This is a genomic window from Pseudomonas sp. AK-TSAG1-1, from assembly GCF_056821665.1.
In genome coordinates this window covers 113,239-129,558 of sequence record NZ_CM165965.1, presented here as the reverse complement: position 1 = coordinate 129,558, position 16,320 = coordinate 113,239, and the positions used below count along the sequence as shown (strand labels likewise).

20 protein-coding genes are annotated in these 16,320 nt (G+C 60.8%); 10 read left to right on the top strand and 10 right to left on the bottom strand.

What is annotated here, in order from left to right; genetic code table 11:
- Positions 1–22: 22 nt before the first annotated feature.
- The 3 genes from AC1UK9_RS00635 to trpB all read right to left on the bottom strand — a co-directional run bounded on the left by AC1UK9_RS00635 (position 23) and on the right by trpB (position 2,645).
- Positions 23–478, bottom strand: coding sequence for an anti-virulence regulator CigR family protein (locus tag AC1UK9_RS00635; protein ID WP_473014078.1), 456 nt, complete (start codon positions 476–478; stop codon positions 23–25).
- A 122-nt stretch (positions 479–600) separates the two neighbouring features.
- Entirely contained in the window at positions 601–1,413 is an 813-nt protein-coding gene (gene trpA, locus AC1UK9_RS00630; protein ID WP_025112347.1) for a tryptophan synthase subunit alpha, read from the bottom strand.
- The gene (gene trpB, locus AC1UK9_RS00625) at positions 1,413–2,645 is read right to left on the bottom strand and encodes a tryptophan synthase subunit beta (protein ID WP_025112346.1); all 1,233 of its coding nucleotides are present in this window, start codon (positions 2,643–2,645) and stop codon (positions 1,413–1,415) included. Before trpB ends, trpA begins: the two co-directional genes overlap by 1 nt.
- A 114-nt stretch (positions 2,646–2,759) precedes the next feature.
- Here trpB and AC1UK9_RS00620 point away from each other — a divergent pair, with 114 nt between their 5' ends.
- Entirely contained in the window at positions 2,760–3,677 is a 918-nt protein-coding gene (locus tag AC1UK9_RS00620) for a LysR family transcriptional regulator (RefSeq protein ID WP_482578987.1), read from the top strand.
- Here the strand turns inward: AC1UK9_RS00620 and AC1UK9_RS00615 are convergent.
- Positions 3,650–3,976: an ElaB/YgaM/YqjD family protein gene (locus tag AC1UK9_RS00615; RefSeq protein WP_007953918.1), complete on the bottom strand. Its 327-nt coding sequence runs from the start codon at positions 3,974–3,976 to the stop codon at positions 3,650–3,652. The genes AC1UK9_RS00620 and AC1UK9_RS00615 overlap by 28 nt on opposite strands.
- Positions 3,977–4,146: 170 nt before the next feature.
- On the opposite strand from AC1UK9_RS00615, the gene AC1UK9_RS00610 reads away from it, so the two are divergent.
- Positions 4,147–4,362 (top strand): dodecin, encoded by a 216-nt coding sequence (locus tag AC1UK9_RS00610; RefSeq protein WP_007911688.1) that lies wholly within the window; start codon positions 4,147–4,149, stop codon positions 4,360–4,362.
- Between the two features lie 124 nt (positions 4,363–4,486).
- Positions 4,487–4,711 carry a DUF1161 domain-containing protein gene (locus AC1UK9_RS00605; RefSeq protein ID WP_482578984.1) on the top strand — a complete coding sequence of 75 codons (225 nt, stop codon included), beginning with the start codon at positions 4,487–4,489 and terminating at the stop codon, positions 4,709–4,711.
- A gap of 171 nt (positions 4,712–4,882) precedes the next feature.
- On the opposite strand, the gene AC1UK9_RS00600 is transcribed toward AC1UK9_RS00605, so the two are convergent.
- Complete coding sequence (locus AC1UK9_RS00600) at positions 4,883–5,884, bottom strand: LLM class flavin-dependent oxidoreductase (RefSeq protein WP_025112343.1); 1,002 nt, start codon at positions 5,882–5,884, stop codon at positions 4,883–4,885.
- A gap of 240 nt (positions 5,885–6,124) precedes the next feature.
- On the opposite strand from AC1UK9_RS00600, the gene AC1UK9_RS00595 reads away from it, so the two are divergent.
- Positions 6,125–6,556 carry an OsmC family protein gene (locus AC1UK9_RS00595; RefSeq protein WP_473014075.1) on the top strand — a complete coding sequence of 144 codons (432 nt, stop codon included), beginning with the start codon at positions 6,125–6,127 and terminating at the stop codon, positions 6,554–6,556.
- 225 nt (positions 6,557–6,781) lie between these two features.
- Positions 6,782–7,021, top strand: a complete 240-nt coding sequence (locus AC1UK9_RS00590) for a DUF1161 domain-containing protein (protein ID WP_025112341.1) — start codon at positions 6,782–6,784, stop codon at positions 7,019–7,021.
- A gap of 6 nt (positions 7,022–7,027) precedes the next feature.
- Here the strand turns inward: AC1UK9_RS00590 and AC1UK9_RS00585 are convergent, their stop codons facing one another.
- A complete protein-coding gene (locus tag AC1UK9_RS00585) occupies positions 7,028–7,447 on the bottom strand; it encodes a PA0061/PA0062 family lipoprotein (protein WP_025112340.1) in 420 nt (139 codons plus the stop codon).
- 40 nt (positions 7,448–7,487) lie between these two features.
- A complete protein-coding gene (locus AC1UK9_RS00580) occupies positions 7,488–7,910 on the bottom strand; it encodes a PA0061/PA0062 family lipoprotein (RefSeq protein WP_025112339.1) in 423 nt (140 codons plus the stop codon).
- A gap of 58 nt (positions 7,911–7,968) precedes the next feature.
- Here AC1UK9_RS00580 and AC1UK9_RS00575 point away from each other — a divergent pair, with 58 nt between their 5' ends.
- The gene (locus tag AC1UK9_RS00575) at positions 7,969–9,051 is read left to right on the top strand and encodes an aminopeptidase (protein WP_473014073.1); all 1,083 of its coding nucleotides are present in this window, start codon (positions 7,969–7,971) and stop codon (positions 9,049–9,051) included.
- Positions 9,052–9,144: 93 nt separating this feature from the next.
- Here AC1UK9_RS00575 and AC1UK9_RS00570 read toward each other — a convergent pair whose 3' ends face one another.
- On the bottom strand, positions 9,145–9,795 hold the full coding sequence (locus AC1UK9_RS00570) for an HAD family hydrolase (RefSeq protein WP_025112337.1): 651 nt from the start codon (positions 9,793–9,795) through the stop codon (positions 9,145–9,147).
- Between the two features lie 28 nt (positions 9,796–9,823).
- Positions 9,824–10,369, bottom strand: coding sequence for a gamma carbonic anhydrase family protein (locus AC1UK9_RS00565; RefSeq protein ID WP_025112336.1), 546 nt, complete (start codon positions 10,367–10,369; stop codon positions 9,824–9,826).
- 62 nt (positions 10,370–10,431) lie between these two features.
- Between AC1UK9_RS00565 and prlC the strand changes: the two genes are divergently transcribed.
- Together prlC and AC1UK9_RS00555 are read left to right on the top strand one after the other, a co-directional pair.
- Positions 10,432–12,510: an oligopeptidase A gene (prlC, locus tag AC1UK9_RS00560; protein WP_482578980.1), complete on the top strand. Its 2,079-nt coding sequence runs from the start codon at positions 10,432–10,434 to the stop codon at positions 12,508–12,510.
- Complete coding sequence (locus AC1UK9_RS00555) at positions 12,507–12,791, top strand: YheV family putative zinc ribbon protein (protein WP_166222224.1); 285 nt, start codon at positions 12,507–12,509, stop codon at positions 12,789–12,791. The genes prlC and AC1UK9_RS00555 overlap by 4 nt, the downstream gene beginning before the upstream one ends.
- A 45-nt stretch (positions 12,792–12,836) precedes the next feature.
- On the opposite strand, the gene AC1UK9_RS00550 is transcribed toward AC1UK9_RS00555, so the two are convergent.
- Positions 12,837–13,481, bottom strand: coding sequence for a dual specificity protein phosphatase family protein (locus AC1UK9_RS00550; protein WP_025112333.1), 645 nt, complete (start codon positions 13,479–13,481; stop codon positions 12,837–12,839).
- 305 nt (positions 13,482–13,786) lie between these two features.
- Here AC1UK9_RS00550 and AC1UK9_RS00545 point away from each other — a divergent pair, with 305 nt between their 5' ends.
- Positions 13,787–14,533: a gluconate 2-dehydrogenase subunit 3 family protein gene (locus AC1UK9_RS00545; RefSeq protein WP_482578977.1), complete on the top strand. Its 747-nt coding sequence runs from the start codon at positions 13,787–13,789 to the stop codon at positions 14,531–14,533.
- 2 nt (positions 14,534–14,535) lie between these two features.
- Positions 14,536–16,320 (top strand): GMC family oxidoreductase, encoded by a 1,785-nt coding sequence (locus tag AC1UK9_RS00540; RefSeq protein ID WP_482578975.1) that lies wholly within the window; start codon positions 14,536–14,538, stop codon positions 16,318–16,320.

The following is a 16,320-nucleotide window of genomic DNA, read 5'->3' as shown; positions in this document are numbered from 1 at the left end:
GATCTTTTTTATTGCCTGCTGATCAGTTCAGAACGCCATCCAGAATTTCGTAAACAATTCCGGTGCCCACCGCGATCAGCACGATATCGCCCCCGGTGCGGCGCCATTCATAACCGGGATACACCGGCAAACGGCTCAACGCTCGACCGTCCAGCCGCTCGCCGTAATAACCGTGCGGCAACGGCCGGCCGCGCTCCAGATGGATACCCGGTGGCGGTGGTGCACCGCGCACGAAGTAGCCGTGGTTATCGCGAATGGTCTGGCGCACCGGGCCGAAGTCGTGCGGTGGCGGGCCGCCACGATGATCGTTTGGCGGGCCACGATGATCGTCGCGATGGTCATTGCCATGGTTGTCGTACTGGCCCTGCTGCGGGCCACCGTGGTCATGATCATCGCGCTGATCGGCGCTGGCCAGCAGCGGTGTCGCACTGATCATCAGTACGCCCAATCCGGCAATCAGACGTTTCGGCATTTTCATCGGGTCTTTCCTCACTGCACCAACAGCAAAAAGGGATTCAGAACGTGGTTCTGAATCCCTCGGTCTTGCTCAATTAGGCTGCGTTGTGAGGCGCTAATTCCTCTGTATCAGGAACTTTACCTTTAGCTGACGCGGGCCTGACGCACGCCTTCGGACAGTGCCGAGCACAGGCTCAGCACGCCGTCGATGGCCTGCTCCGGCGTGGTCGCATTGGCGATGTGGTCGATCAGTGCCGAGCCCACCACCACACCGTCCGCCAGACGCGCAATTGAAGCCGCCTGCTCCGGGGTGCGGATGCCGAAACCGATGCTGATCGGCAGGTCGGTATGCCGACGCAGACGCGTTACCGCCTCTTCGACGTGCTCCAGTGTTGCCGCGCCAGCACCGGTCACACCGGCCACCGACACGTAGTACACGAAACCCGAGCTGCCATTGAGCACTTTCGGCAGACGCGCATCGTCAGTGGTCGGGGTGGTCAGGCGGATGAAGTCCAGGCCGGCAGCCTGCGCCGGATCGCAGAGTTCGGCGTTGTGCTCCGGGGGCATGTCGACCACGATCAGCCCATCGACACCGGCTTGCTTGGCATCGGCAATGAAGCGCGGCACGCCATACATGTGGATCGGGTTGAAGTAGCCCATCAGCACCAGCGGCGTGTCGCTGTTGCCTTCGCGGAACTCGCGGACCATCTGCAGGGTTTTCACCAGGTTCTGCTTGGCACCCAACGCACGGATGTTCGCCAGTTGAATCGCCGGGCCGTCGGCCATCGGGTCGGTGAACGGCATGCCCAATTCGATCACATCGGCGCCAGCGCCCGGCAAACCTTTGAGGATCGCCAGCGAAGTGGCGTAATCCGGATCACCGGCGGTGACGAAGGTCACCAGCGCGGCGCGGTTCTGTTCTTTGAGGTCGGCAAAGCGGGTTTGCAGGCGGCTCATCAGTGTTTCTCCTGCTTGGATTGTTCCATATGGTGCATGACGGTCTGCATGTCTTTGTCGCCACGGCCCGACAGGTTGACCACCATCAGGTGCTCCTTCGGCAGGTTCGGCGCGCGTTTGAATACTTCAGCCAACGCGTGGGCGCTTTCCAGGGCTGGAATGATCCCTTCCAGGCGGCAGCATTTGTGGAATGCGTCGAGGGCTTCGTCGTCGGTCACCGAGGTGTATTGAACGCGGCCGATGTCATGCAACCAGGCGTGTTCCGGACCAATGCCTGGATAATCGAGGCCGGCGGAGATCGAGTGGGCGTCGATGATCTGACCATCGTCGTCCTGCAGCAGGAAGGTACGGTTGCCGTGCAACACACCCGGTACACCGCCGTTCAGGCTGGCCGCGTGCTTGCCGGTTTCGATGCCGTAACCGGCCGCTTCGACCCCGATGATTTCGACGCTCTTGTCGTCGAGGAACGGGTGGAACAGGCCCATGGCGTTGGAACCGCCACCGATGCACGCCACCAGGCTGTCCGGCAGACGACCTTCCTGAGCCTGCAACTGATCGCGGGTTTCCTTGCCGATCACGGCCTGGAAGTCGCGAACCATTGCCGGGTACGGGTGCGGACCGGCCACGGTGCCGATCAGGTAGAAGGTGCTGTCGACGTTGGTCACCCAGTCACGCAGCGCTTCGTTCATCGCATCTTTCAAAGTGCCGGTGCCGGCAACCACCGGAATCACTTCAGCGCCCAGCAGCTTCATGCGGAACACGTTGGCCTGCTGACGCTCAATGTCAGTGGTGCCCATGTAGATCACGCAGTCCAGACCGAAACGCGCGGCAACGGTGGCGGTGGCCACGCCGTGCATGCCGGCGCCGGTCTCGGCGATGATGCGTTTCTTGCCCATGCGTCGCGCCAGCAGGATCTGGCCGATGCAGTTATTAATCTTGTGCGCGCCGGTGTGGTTCAGCTCTTCGCGCTTGAGGTAGATCTTGGCGCCACCACAGAACTCGGTCAGACGCTCGGCAAAATACAGCGGGCTCGGACGTCCGACATAGTCACGCTGGAAGTAGGCCAGTTCTTCCTTGAATGCAGGATCTTCCTTGGCCGCTTCGTATTCGCGGGCCAGATCGAGGATCAACGGCATCAGGGTTTCCGCTACGTAGCGGCCACCGAACGCACCGAACAGGCCGTTATCGTCCGGGCCGTTGCGCAGATTGGAAGTGTTCGAAGTCTGGGTCATGAGTCGCTCCAGGTGAATTCGGGTCAAAAGACAATGACGACCACTCTACCCCTGACGATCCAGGCTGAAAACCGATAAGATCGCCACAACCTGTCAGGAAAACTCACAGATACCATGAGCCATGACCTTCCCCCGCTGAACGCCTTGCGTGCCTTTGAAGCCACCGCCCGACTGGACAGCGTCAGTCAGGCAGCCGAACAGCTGCACGTCACCCACGGCGCGGTCAGTCGTCAGCTCAAAGTGCTCGAAGAGCATCTGGGCGTGAGCCTGTTCGTCAAGGATGGGCGCGGCCTGAAACTCACAGATGCCGGGATTCGCCTGCGAGACGCCAGCGGCGAGGCATTCGATCGGCTGCGCAGTGTGTGTGCCGAGCTGACGCAAAACACCGCCGATGCACCGTTCGTGCTCGGCTGCTCCGGCAGTCTGCTGGCGCGCTGGTTCATTCCACGCTTGGGCCGTTTGAATGCCGACCTGCCAGACTTGCGCCTGCACTTGTCCGCCGGTGAAGGCGATCTCGACCCACGGCGCCCCGGACTCGATGCCCTGTTATTGTTCGCCGAACCGCCATGGCCGGCAGACATGCAGGTTTACGAGCTGGCGGCAGAACGCATCGGGCCAGTGATGAGCCCGCTGTTCAGCGGTTTCCAGCGCCTGCAAACCGCGCCGGCCTCAGCATTGTTCAGTGAACCGTTGCTGCACACCACGTCCCGCCCGCAAGCCTGGCCAAGCTGGGCACAGCAAAACCACCTCGACGCCAAGGCGTTGAAGCTCGGGCAAGGTTTTGAGCATTTGTATTATTTGCTGGAAGCCGCAGTCGCCGGACTTGGCGTGGCGATCGCGCCACAGCCGCTGGTAGTGGAGGATTTGAAGGCCGGTCGCCTGGTTGCGCCATGGGGCTTCTGCGAAACCCCTGCGCAACTGGCGTTGTGGCTACCCAAGCGCGCCGCAGACGGGCGCGCCCGGCAACTGGCGCAGTGGCTCAAGAACGAGCTGCGCCAGGCGGATCACTCGCCGCGCTTGAACAGCAAGTAAGCGGCCAGCAAACCCAGCGCACCCACCGCCACACCGGCGGTGGTCCAAGGGTGTTCCTGAGCGTAATCACGGGTGGCGATCCCGGTCTCGCGGGTTTTCACTTTGACTTCTTCATAAGCATCGCTGAGCAGGCTGCGCGAATGTTTCAGCGCACTTTCAGCGTTGCCCTTGAGCGCCTTGAGGGTCTTGCGCGACTCGTCCGAAGCGTCGTCCTTCAGGCTTTCCAACGACTTGAGCAGACTCTCGATCTCGGCTTCCATGCTTTGCAACGAGGCTTTACGTAAAGAGGTGTTGGCCATGGTGGCTCTCCTGCATTGGTGATGAGTGGCGTGTGTTGTTTGGGACTTCAGCGGTTTGAGAAAGTGCAGAAAATCTGAACTTCACTTGCGCCGGGCCACCGAAATCAACAGTGCAGATTCACTGCTAGTCTCAATTCCATACGTCAAATCCAAACGCCAAGGAGATCGCCATGAGTGACCATCACACCTACAAGAAAGTCGAGCTGGTCGGCTCGTCTGCCAGCAGCATCGAGGACGCCATCAACAACGCGCTGGCTGAAGCGAACAAGAGCATCAAGCATCTGGAATGGTTTGAAGTGGTCGACACCCGTGGCCACATCAAGGACGGCAAGGCTGCGCATTTCCAGGTAACGCTCAAAGTCGGCTTCCGGATTGCCAGCAGCTGAGTTTGGGCTACGCTTCTGAACTTGCGCGCTGGCCGAGTGCCATAGGAATGGCAAAGCGCTACAAGGTGAGCGCATCGGGATACCCGATGCCCGCCTCTTTTAATCCGACCAGGGAGTGCGACCGATGAAGAAGTTCATATTGGCAGTAGGTTTGTTGAGCCTTGCGGGTGGCGCGTTTGCTGCTGGCAAGCCTTGTGAAGAGTTGAAAAGCGAAATTGCCGCGAAGCTGGATGCCAAGGGCGTTTCCGGGTATTCGCTGGAGATTGTCGACAAGGGTGCAGCCGCTGGCGGCAAGGTCGTCGGCAAATGTGAAGGCGGCTCCAGGGAAATCGTCTACAAGCGCGGTTGATCGCGACTGAAACGCAAAAGCCGACGCGAAGGCGTCGGCTTTTTTGTGGACGATACATTCCCCCTGCAGGAGTGAGCCTGCTCGCGATGGCGGCGTATCAGCCAACATCACTCGCGCCTGAAAGTCCGCCTTCGCGAGCAAGCCCGCTCCCACAGGAGTTTATGCACGGTCTCAGCCCTTCATCACCTGCGCCAGCAGCTCATAGGAGTGCAGACGATCGGCATGCTCATACAGATCACAGGTGAAGATCAGCTCATCAGCCTGGGTCTGCTCAACCAGTACCTCCAGCTTCGCGCGGATCTTCTGCGGGCTGCCGACCATCGCCAGGCCGAGGAAGTCCCCCACCGCCTCACGCTCATGGGGCAGCCACAGGCCGTCCATGCTTTTCACCGGTGGACGCTGCACCAGACTCTGTCCACGCATCAGCGCGAGAATGCGCTGATACACCGAAGTCGCCAGGTAATCCGCCTGCTCATCGGTGTCCGCTGCAACCAGCGGCACACCGAGCATCACGTACGGCTTGTCGAGCACCGCTGACGGCTTGAAGTGGTTGCGATAGACGCGAATCGCCTCATGCATGAAGCGCGGGGCGAAGTGCGAGGCGAAGGCGTAAGGCAAACCGCGCTCACCGGCCAGTTGCGCACTGAACAGACTGGAGCCGAGCAACCAGATCGGCACATTGGTGCCGGTGCCGGGCATGGCGATCACCCGTTGATCCGGGGTACGCGGGCCGAGGAAGCGTACCAGTTCGGCGACGTCTTCCGGGAAATCATCGGCACTGCCGGAGCGTTCGCGACGCAGGGCGCGGGCGGTCATCTGGTCGGAGCCCGGTGCACGGCCCAGCCCAAGGTCGATGCGCCCCGGATACAGGCTCTCAAGGGTGCCGAACTGCTCGGCGATCACCAGCGGCGCGTGGTTGGGCAACATCACCCCGCCTGAGCCGACACGAATCGTCGAGGTGCCACCGGCCAGATAGCCCAGCAGCACCGAGGTGGCAGAGCTGGCGATACCGTCCATGTTGTGGTGCTCGGCGACCCAGAAGCGGGTGTAGCCGAATTTCTCGACATGCTGCGCCAGGTCCAGCGAGTTGCGCAGCGATTGCGCCGGGCTGCCGTTCTCGCGCACCGGCACCAGGTCGAGGGTGGAAAACTTTACGTCGGACAGTTGCTTCATAAACCTGCGTCTCCGAGTGGTCTGCAGGTTTTTTCTTGCGAACGAAAACCTGCCGAATTCATAAGCGTGTTCTGTGCAATAAGGGCATATACCCGAGTTTCAATAGCTGAGGGAAAAATCCTACTAAAAAAGTCAACGATTCACCTGAGCTGAACTTTGACCCGGCGTCTATCCTCAGAAGCCTTGCAAGCAAAAACCACGACGGCGCGGCGTTCCGCGCCAGATCTTGAGGAGGCAGACATGGCTATCGTGAAGAAAGCATCCGCGCATTGGGCAGGCGATCTGAAAACCGGCATCGGCTCGATCTCTACCGAAACCGGCGTCCTCAGAGAAGCCCCTTACGGTTTCAAGGCGCGCTTCGAAGGCGGCAAGGGCACCAACCCGGAAGAACTGATCGGCGCCGCCCATGCCGGCTGTTTTTCCATGGCGTTTTCGATGATTCTCGGCGATGCAGGCCTTAAGGCCGAGAGCATCGACACTCAGGCCGAAGTCACCCTGGACCAGGTGGACGGCGGCTTTGCCATCACTGCGGTGAAGCTGATTCTCAAGGCGAAAATCCCGGGGGCGACCCAGGCGCAGTTTGACGAGTTGAGCAAAAAGGCCAAGGAAGGTTGCCCGGTGTCCAAGGTGTTGAATGCGAAGATTACGCTCGAGGCTTCGCTGGTCAGCTAAGTCGGCGCTGACTGAACCATTCGCGAGCAGGCTCGCTCCCACAGGGTGTGTGTGTTGTGAACACGTCCAAGGTGGGAGCGAGCCTGCTCGCGAAAGCGATCCAAAAAAGCACCGCACTACCTGAAGATGTGAGCGAAGTCAGAACCCACTCTGCAAAAATATGGTCGAATAAGTGACAGCAGCTTCAGCGCACGCCCGTGCGCGCTGCACCAGGGAGCTTCAACTATGAAACGTATTGGCTTGGCGATTCTTTGCAGTGCATTGGCCACAACGGTTCTTGCCGCACCGAAAGACTGTGAAGAATTGAAGAACGAGATCGAGGTCAAGATCCAGGCCAACGCCGTGCCCTCCTACACGCTGGAAATCGTCAGCAAGGAAGAGGCCGATAAACACGACGTGGCGATGGTCGTCGGCACTTGCGACAACGGCACCAAAGCGATCATCTATCAGAAGAACAGCAACTGAGTCACCTCAGCTAAGGCAGTCCATGTCACGATCCTCGGCGACGATTTCGTGTTTGGCGTTGTACAGCCGCGCGCTCGGCGTGAACCCCAGCGAACGCCCTTCCAGCAGATAACGCTGGCCGGCTTCGAAATGGTCGTAGCGGATGTACAGGTAACACAGACGCTCGACCGGGCCGGTCATCAGACTGCCACCGCCGCCGAACACTTCGAAGTCGAAACGCACCCGCAACTCATGGCTGCCGGGCGTGACCTGGAAAAACCTGCCATCCGTCAGGCGTACGTTATCCAGGCGCTCGGCCATGAGCAGTTTGCCGCCGGGGGTCGGGGTCGAGAAATCGACCCAGGCCATTTGTGGATCGACCGGGGGCAGCGGGGTCTGGCAGCCGGCGATAGCGCCGACCGCGAGCAACAGCATCAACTTGCGCATGATGGACGTCCAAGGATTCAGACCTGAAGCATAGCGCCGATCAAGTGCGCTGACAGCCTGCCGGTGTGCCCTGGCCAACCACCTTGCGTTGCTCGTCGTAGAGCTTCGCCCATGGCCGGAAACCGATGCTGCCGGCCTGCAGCTGATAACGCTGACCGGCATTGAAGTCGTTGAATTTCACATTCAACTGGCAGTCACGCCACAGCGGCTCGGCATCCGGGCCGATGTTGGTGGCTTCGACCGCAAACTGATAACGCACCTTCAGCTCATGGCTGCCGGGCTGCACCTCGAAATAACGTTTGTCGGCCGTGGTCCGGCTATCGACCTGCAGCGCTTGCAGCGCCGTGTCCTGCTGCCGGGCATCGAGATCGATCCAGGCTTGCGAGGGGTCAGGGTCGGGCATTCCGAATCCGGCACAACCGGCCAGCGTCAGCAGGCCTCCTGTCAGCAACAACATGCGCATAGCGAAGCTCCAAATGGCGGGATAGTCTTGCGGGCAGACTTTCCAAAGGATTTTTATTTTGATCAGGCCGCTTCCAAGCCATGGGTTACTTGATCGCGTTTTTCGGATTTTGTTTCCGGGTGCGATGTTTTTGTTGCTCAACGGTTGCTCCAGCGTCAGCTATTACAGCCAGCTGGCCAGCGGTCAGCTGCAACTGCTGCGGGCGCGCGAGCCGGTGGCCAAGGTGATCGCCGACCCCGGCCGCGATGCAACATTACGCACGCACCTGATCCAGTCGCAGAAGGCCCGCGCGTTCGCCAGCGAACAACTGCATCTGCCGGACAACCAGAGCTATCGCCTGTACGCCGACATCGGCCGGCCGTACGTGGTGTGGAACGTATTCGCCACCCCGGAGTTTTCCCTGACCCCGCAGAACCATTGCTTCCCGATTGCCGGCTGCGTGGCCTATCGCGGCTACTACAGCCAGAGCGCCGCCCGGGGCGAAGCGGCAATCCAGCGTCTGCAAGGCATGGATGTGTCGATTGGCGGCGTCGAGGCCTATTCGACCCTCGGCTGGTTCAATGACCCGATCATCAACACGATGATGGGCTGGGGCGACGAGCGCCTTGCCACGCTGATCTTTCATGAACTGGCGCATCAGCGCTTCTATGTAAAGGACGACACCGAGTTCAACGAGTCCTTCGCCACGTTTGTCGAACAGGAAGGCACCCGACAGTGGCGGGCGTTTCGTGGTCTGCCGCCGGACGCTGACTCGCGGCTCAAGCAGCGCGACCAATTCATCGAGCTGGTGCTGGAAACGCGCTCACGGCTGGAAAAGCTTTACGCCCAGCCACTGCCGACCGAACAGATGCGCGAGCGCAAAGCGGCGGCGTTCGAGCAGTTTCGTCGCGAATATCGATTGATGCGCGACAGCCAATGGGCCGGGGACAAGCGTTATGACGCCTGGGTGAATATGCCGCTGAACAATGCACGGTTGTTGCCGTTTGGGCTGTATGACCAGTGGGTGCCGGCGTTTGCGGCGTTGTTCAGGCAGGTTGGAGGGGATTGGGTGCGGTTTTATGCGCAGGTCGAGAAGCTGGGTGAACTGCCGACGGCCGAGCGTAAGGCGGCTTTGAAAATATTGGCAGATACAAACAGTTGAGTTGATTGGGAGGACGTCATCGCGAGCAGGCTCACTCCTGCAGGGGGAGGCGTTCCAAATGTAGGAGTGAGCCTGCTCGCGATAGCCATCTGATCAGCGCTGCAAAAACGCCTGATGCAACTCGGCCAGCGTTTCAAAGTGATAAGCCGGCGCTTCGGCATTCAATTCTTCAAAACTGCCAAACCCATAACCCACCGCCGCCGCATCCAGCCCGTTGCTGCGCGCACCGATCAGGTCATGCTTGCGGTCACCGATCATAAGGGTGTTGGCCGGGTCCAGGCCTTCTTCGGCGATCAGGTGCGCAATCAGCTCGACCTTGTTGGTCCGCGTACCGTCCAGCTCACTGCCGTAAATCACCTTGAAGTGTTTGGCAAAGTCGAAGTGCCGGGCAATTTCGCGGGCAAACTCCCATGGCTTCGAGGTGGCGATATACAGCTGCCGCCCCTGACCGCCAAGCGTCTCGAGCAATGGCGTGACGCCATCGAACACGCGGTTCTCGTACAGGCCGGTGACCTTGAAGCGCTCGCGATAGAAGTTCACCGCGTCCCAGGCCTTGGCCTCGTCGAAGCCATAGAACTGCATGAACGCCTGCAGCAGCGGCGGGCCGATGAAATGCTCGAGTTTCGTCAGGTCCGGCTCATCGATGCCAAGCTTGCCGAGGGCGAACTGGATGGAACGGGTGATGCCCTCACGCGGGTCGGTCAGGGTGCCATCGAGGTCGAACAGTACGGTCTGGTAATGCATGGGAATTCCTGGGCAGTCGCAAATCGATTCAGAGTGTGTCGTAGCCTTCGGCCAGATGCAGGTCCTTGAGCTTCACGTAGTTCGCCGCGCTGTAGGTGAAAAAGGCGCGCTCCTTGTCGGTCAGCGCGCGGATCTGTTTCACCGGGCTGCCCACGTACAGGAAGCCGCTTTCCAGGCGTTTGCCCGGCGGCACCAGGCTGCCGGCGCCGATGATCACGTCATCCTCGACCACCGCGCCGTCCATGACGATGCTGCCCATGCCGATCAGCACGCGGCTGCCGACGGTGCAGCCATGCAGCATGACTTTGTGGGCGATGGTCACGTCATCGCCGATCAGCAACGGGAAGCCGTCCGGGTTGAACGGACCGGCGTGGGTGATGTGCAACACGCAGCCATCCTGCACGCTGGTGCGCGCGCCGATGCGGATGCGGTGCATGTCGCCGCGGATCACGGTCAGCGGCCAGACGGAGCTGTCATCGCCGATTTCGACGTCGCCGATCACCACCGCCGAGGCGTCGACAAACGCGCCTTTGCTCAAGCGAGGGGTGTGATTCTGGTACTTGCGAAGGGGCACGATAATTTCTCTCTCTGTCGCCGATAGCTGCGGTGAGTGTCGATTGTAATTAAGATGGGCGCATGTTTCTTCCAGCCAAGGTGCCAACCGTGAGCGTGAACAACCCTCTTCTGCAGTCCTACGACCTGCCGCCGTTCTCCACGATCCGTGCCGAACACGTCCTGCCAGCCATTGAAACGATCCTGGCCGACAACCGCGCCGCCATCGCCGAAATCCTCAAGACCCAAGTTCAGAACCCGACCTGGGCTGGCCTGGTGTTGGCCATGGACGAGCTCAATGATCGCCTCGGCGCCGCCTGGAGCCCGGTCAGCCACCTCAACGCCGTGTGCAACAGCGCCGAGCTGCGCGAAGCCTACGAGTCGTGCCTGCCGGCCCTGAGCGCCTACTCCACCGAAATGGGCCAGAACCGCGAACTGTTCCAGGCCTATGAAGCCCTGGCCAATAGCCCGCAAGCCGCCGGCTTCGACGTGGCGCAAAAGACTATTCTGGAACACGCTCTGCGTGACTTCCGTCTGTCGGGTATCGACCTGCCTGAAGCCGAACAAAAGCGCTACGCCGAAGTGCAGAGCAAACTGTCCGAACTGGGCAGCCGCTTCTCCAATCAATTGCTCGACGCCACCCAAGCCTGGACCAAGCACGTCAGCGACGAAGCCGCCCTCGCCGGCCTGACCGATTCGGCCAAGGCGCAAATGGCCGCCGCCGCACAGGCCAAAGGCCTCGACGGCTGGCTGATCACCCTGGAATTCCCGAGCTACTACGCGGTGATGACCTACGCCCAGGACCGCGCGCTGCGCGAAGAAGTCTACGCGGCCTACTGCACCCGCGCCTCGGACCAGGGCCCGAACGCCGGCCAGAACGACAACGGCCCGGTGATGGAAGAGATCCTCGACCTGCGCCAGGAACTGGCAAAACTGCTGGGCTTCGCCAGCTTCTCCGAACTGAGCCTGGCGACCAAAATGGCCGAGTCCAGCGATCAGGTACTGAGTTTCCTGCGCGACCTCGCCAAGCGCAGCAAGCCGTTCGCCGCGCAGGACCTGCAACAGCTGCGTGCCTACGCCGCCGAGCAGGGTTGCGCTGATCTGCAAAGCTGGGACAGCGGTTTCTACGGGGAAAAACTCCGCGAGCAGCGTTACAGCGTCGCTCAGGAAACCCTGCGCGCCTACTTCCCGATTGATAAAGTCCTCGGCGGTCTGTTCGCCATCGTCCAGCGTCTTTACGGCATCGAAATCGCCGAACTGAAAGGCTTCGACACCTGGCACCCGGACGTGCGCCTGTTCGAGATCAAGGAAAACGGCCAGCACGTCGGCCGCTTCTTCTTCGACCTCTACGCCCGCGCCAACAAGCGTGGCGGTGCCTGGATGGACGGCGCCCGCGACCGTCGTCGCACCGTCGACGGCGTGCTGCAAAGCCCGGTGGCCAACCTGGTGTGCAACTTCAGCCCGGCCGACAGCGGCAAGCCTGCGCTGCTGACCCACGATGAAGTGACCACCCTGTTCCACGAATTCGGTCATGGCCTGCATCACCTGCTGACCCGCGTTGATCACGCGGGTGTGTCGGGGATCAATGGCGTGGCCTGGGATGCGGTCGAGTTGCCAAGCCAGTTCATGGAAAACTGGTGCTGGGAGCCGGAAGGCCTCGCGCTGATTTCCGGTCACTACGAAACCGGCGAGCCACTGCCGCAGGACCTGCTGGAAAAAATGCTCGCGGCGAAGAACTTCCAGTCCGGGCTGATGATGGTCCGCCAGCTGGAATTCTCGTTGTTCGACTTCGAGCTGCACGCCACCCACGGCGACGGTCGCAGCGTTGCCCAAGTGCTGGAAGGCGTGCGGGACGAGGTGTCGGTGATGCGTCCACCGGCGTACAACCGCTTCCCCAACAGCTTTGCGCACATCTTTGCCGGCGGTTACGCAGCGGGTTACTACAGCTACAAGTGGGCGGAAGTGCTGTCGGCCGATGCCTTCTCGAAGTTCGAAGAAGACGGCGTGCTCAACGCCGAGACCGGTCGCGCCTTCCGCGAAGCGATTCTGGCGCGTGGCGGTTCGCAGGCGCCGATGGTGCTGTTCGTCGACTTCCGTGGCCGCGAGCCATCGATTGACGCACTCTTGCGCCACAGCGGCCTGAGTGAGGACGCGGCAGCATGAGTGAGGGGCCTGTGATTACCAAGAAACGCTTTATCGCCGGGGCCGTCTGCCCGGCGTGCAGCGAGCCGGACAAACTGATGATGTGGAACGAGGACAGCGTGCCGCACCGAGAATGTGTGGCCTGCGGTTACTCGGATACGCTCAACGAGCAGGGGTTATCGGTTCCCAAGGAACTGGGCACGCGGGTCAATACCAGCGCGCTCAAGCCGGCGCCGGACAAGACCGTCCAGGCCGTACAGTTCTTCCCGAATCCGAAACTGAAGAAAAAGTCCGAAGACTGAGCCGGCGAATAACCCTCCACGGCGCAATGCCGTGGAGGGTATGGCTTATTTGAGGTTGACCGACTGGAACCAGCTCTTCATCGAGCAGGTGGCAAAGGCACTGGTGCTGCAATCGCCATTGGCCAGGGCGGTGCGCAGTTTGTCGACGTCAGCCTGCATCACATAGCGCACACCATCCTTGAAATGGCCGCTCTCACCAAAACCACCCTGAGTCATTTCATTCAGCGCGTCTTCCTTGCTCCAGCCCTGCACCACAATCCGGTACATCGCCGCCATCAGGCCAGTGCGGTCGGAACCATGCTTGCAATGCATCAACACCGGACCATTGGCTTCGGCGCTCTGAATTGCGCGCAAGGTCTTGAGCACATCGGCGTCATCGACGTGGTTGGTGCGATAAGGCAGTTGCACTTGATTGATGCCCGGCTCGGACAGCCAGCTGCTGTCAGCTTCCGGCAGGAAGTTGATCACCGTCGCCACTTTGAGATTCTTCAGCAATGGCACCGCGCCGCTGTTCGGCAGGGCACTGCGGTAGAGCGTTGGCGACATCTGGAACAGGTTGTACTGCACTTCCACCGGTTGCGCCCACTCAGGGGGACGCGATGGCACAGCGGCGTCAGCCTGGGCCGGCATCAAGTGCAGCAGGGCAACAAGCGACAAACACAAAGCAGGAAACAGGCGCACTCGGGACATGCTGGTCGACCGTATCGGGATTCATCAATGAAAGGCCTCGCAGCTTCCACGTCTGCCAGTCAAAGCCCTGTGAGCCACTTGTCAAAGAATCGTGAATCCGCACGATTTCATTGAGCGCGGGGTAAAAAAACTGCGGCTTTTTCAGCTGAATCGGTTCACCCCGATGTGTAGCCTGCTACCATTTGTCACACGATGTTGCAGGCGTCCCCCTTTTCCCGGTCAAACGGGCCTCGCGCCGCGACGAAAAAATGCTCAAGCCGTTCGCAGAAACGGACAACCATCAATGCCTGATGAGGTGCACCCCCATGTCTGATGCAGATCGAGACAACCCGCGGCGTGAGTTCTTGCGCAAATCCCTGACCCTGATTCCCGTGGTCACCCTGGCCGGCACCGGTCTGGGCAGCAGCGTCTTGCAAGCGGCGCCTGAAGCCACCCCGGCGGCGCCAGCCGCAACCCCGGCGAAGTCCGATACCGGCGCCTACCAGCCGAGCTATTTCACCGCCGAGGAATGGGCCTTCATCAACGCCGCCGTGGCGCAGTTGATCCCCAACGACGCCCAAGGCCCGGGCGCCCTCGAAGCCGGCGTGCCGGAATACATCGACCGTCAGATGAACACCCCATATGCCGCCGGTGCCCTTTGGTACATGCAGGGTCCGTTCAACGCCGACGCTGCACCGGAGATGGGCTGGCAGAGCAAACTGGTGCCCAAAGAGATCTATCGCCTGGGCATCGCCGCCACGGATCAGTGGGCAAAATCGCTCAACGGTAAAGTATTTGCTGAGCAAGACAGCGCTACCCGAGACGATTTGCTCAAGCAACTCGAAGCCGGAAAACCGCAATTCGATGCTGTTCCGGCAAAGATTTTCTTCAGTCTGCTGCTGCAAAACACCAAGGAAGGGTTCTTCTGCGACCCGATCCACGGCGGCAATAAAGGCATGGTCGGCTGGACCATGATCGGCTTCCCCGGCGCTCGCGCCGATTTCATGGATTGGGTGGAACGCAACGAGCAATACCCCTTCCCGGCAGTGTCGATTCGCGGCGAGAGGGCTTGAGCATGGCAACGGTAATGAAGAAGGTCGACGCCGTGATCGTCGGTTTTGGCTGGACCGGCGCGATCATGGCCAAAGAGCTGACCGAAGCCGGGCTCAACGTGCTGGCGCTGGAGCGCGGGCCGATGCAGGACACCTACCCCGACGGCAACTATCCGCAGGTGATCGACGAACTCACCTACAGCGTGCGCAAAAAACTCTTCCAGGACATCTCGAAAGAAACCGTCACCATCCGCCACAGCGTCAACGACATCGCCCTGCCGAACCGCCAGTTAGGTGCGTTCCTGCCGGGCAATGGCGTCGGCGGTGCGGGACTGCACTGGTCGGGCGTGCACTTTCGTGTCGATCCGATCGAGCTGCGCATGCGCAGCCATTACGAAGAGCGCTACGGCAAAAGCTTTATCCCCAAGGACATGACCATCCAGGACTTCGGCGTCAGCTATGAAGAACTGGAGCCGTTCTTCGATTTCGCCGAGAAAGTCTTCGGCACCTCCGGCCAGGCCTGGACCGTGAAAGGCCAACTGGTTGGTCAGGGCAAGGGCGGCAACCCGTACGCGCCGGATCGCTCGAATCCGTTCCCGCTGGAGGCGCAGAAGAACACCGTTTCCGCACAGTTGTTCGGCAAAGCGGCGACAGAGGTCGGTTACAAACCCTACAACCTGCCCTCCGCGAATACTTCAGGCCCGTACACCAACCCCTACGGCGCACAGATGGGCCCGTGCAACTTCTGCGGATTCTGCAGTGGCTACGTGTGCTACATGTATTCCAAGGCTTCGCCGAACGTGAACATCCTGCCGGCGCTCAAACCGCTGCCGAATTTCGAGCTGCGCGCCAACGCCCATGTGCTGCGGATCAACCTCGACAGCACGAAAAGCAAAGCCACCGGCGTCACCTACATCGATGCTCAGGGCCGCGAGATCGAGCAACCGGCGGATCTGGTAATTCTCGGCGCCTTCCAGCTGCACAATGTGCGCCTGATGCTGCTGTCCGGAATCGGCAAGCCGTACGACCCGATCAGCGGCGAAGGCGTGGTCGGGCGCAACTTCGCCTACCAGAACATGGCGACCATCAAGGCGTTCTTCGACAAGGAGACCCACACCAACAACTTCATCGGTGCCGGCGGCAACGGCGTGGCGCTGGACGATTTCAACGCCGACAACTTCGACCACGGCCCGCACGGCTTCGTCGGTGGCTCGCCGATGTGGGTCAACCAGGCCGGCAGCCGACCGATTGCCGGCACTTCGAACCCGCCGGGCACCCCGGCCTGGGGCAGCGCGTGGAAACGCGCGACCGCCGATTACTACACCCACCAGGTGTCGATGGACGCCCACGGCGCACATCAGTCCTACCGTGGCAACTACCTCGATCTCGATCCGGTGTACCGCGACGCCTACGGCTTGCCGCTGCTGCGGATGACCTTCGACTGGCAGGAAAACGACATCAAAATGAACCGCTTCATGGTCGAGAAAATGGGCAAGGTCGCCCAAGCCATGGGCCCCAAAGCCATCGCGGTGATCGGCAAGCAGGTCGGTGATCACTTCAACACCGCGGCCTACCAGACCACCCACCTCAATGGTGGCGCAATCATGGGCACCGACCCGAAGAAGAGCGCGCTGAACCGCTACCTGCAGAGCTGGGACGTGCACAACGTGTTCGTACCGGGTGCGTCGGCATTCCCGCAGGGTCTGGGTTACAACCCGACCGGGCTGGTGGCGGCGTTGACCTACTGGTCGGCCAAGGCGATCCGCGAGCAGTACCTGAAAAACCCCGGCCCGCTGGTTCAGGCATAA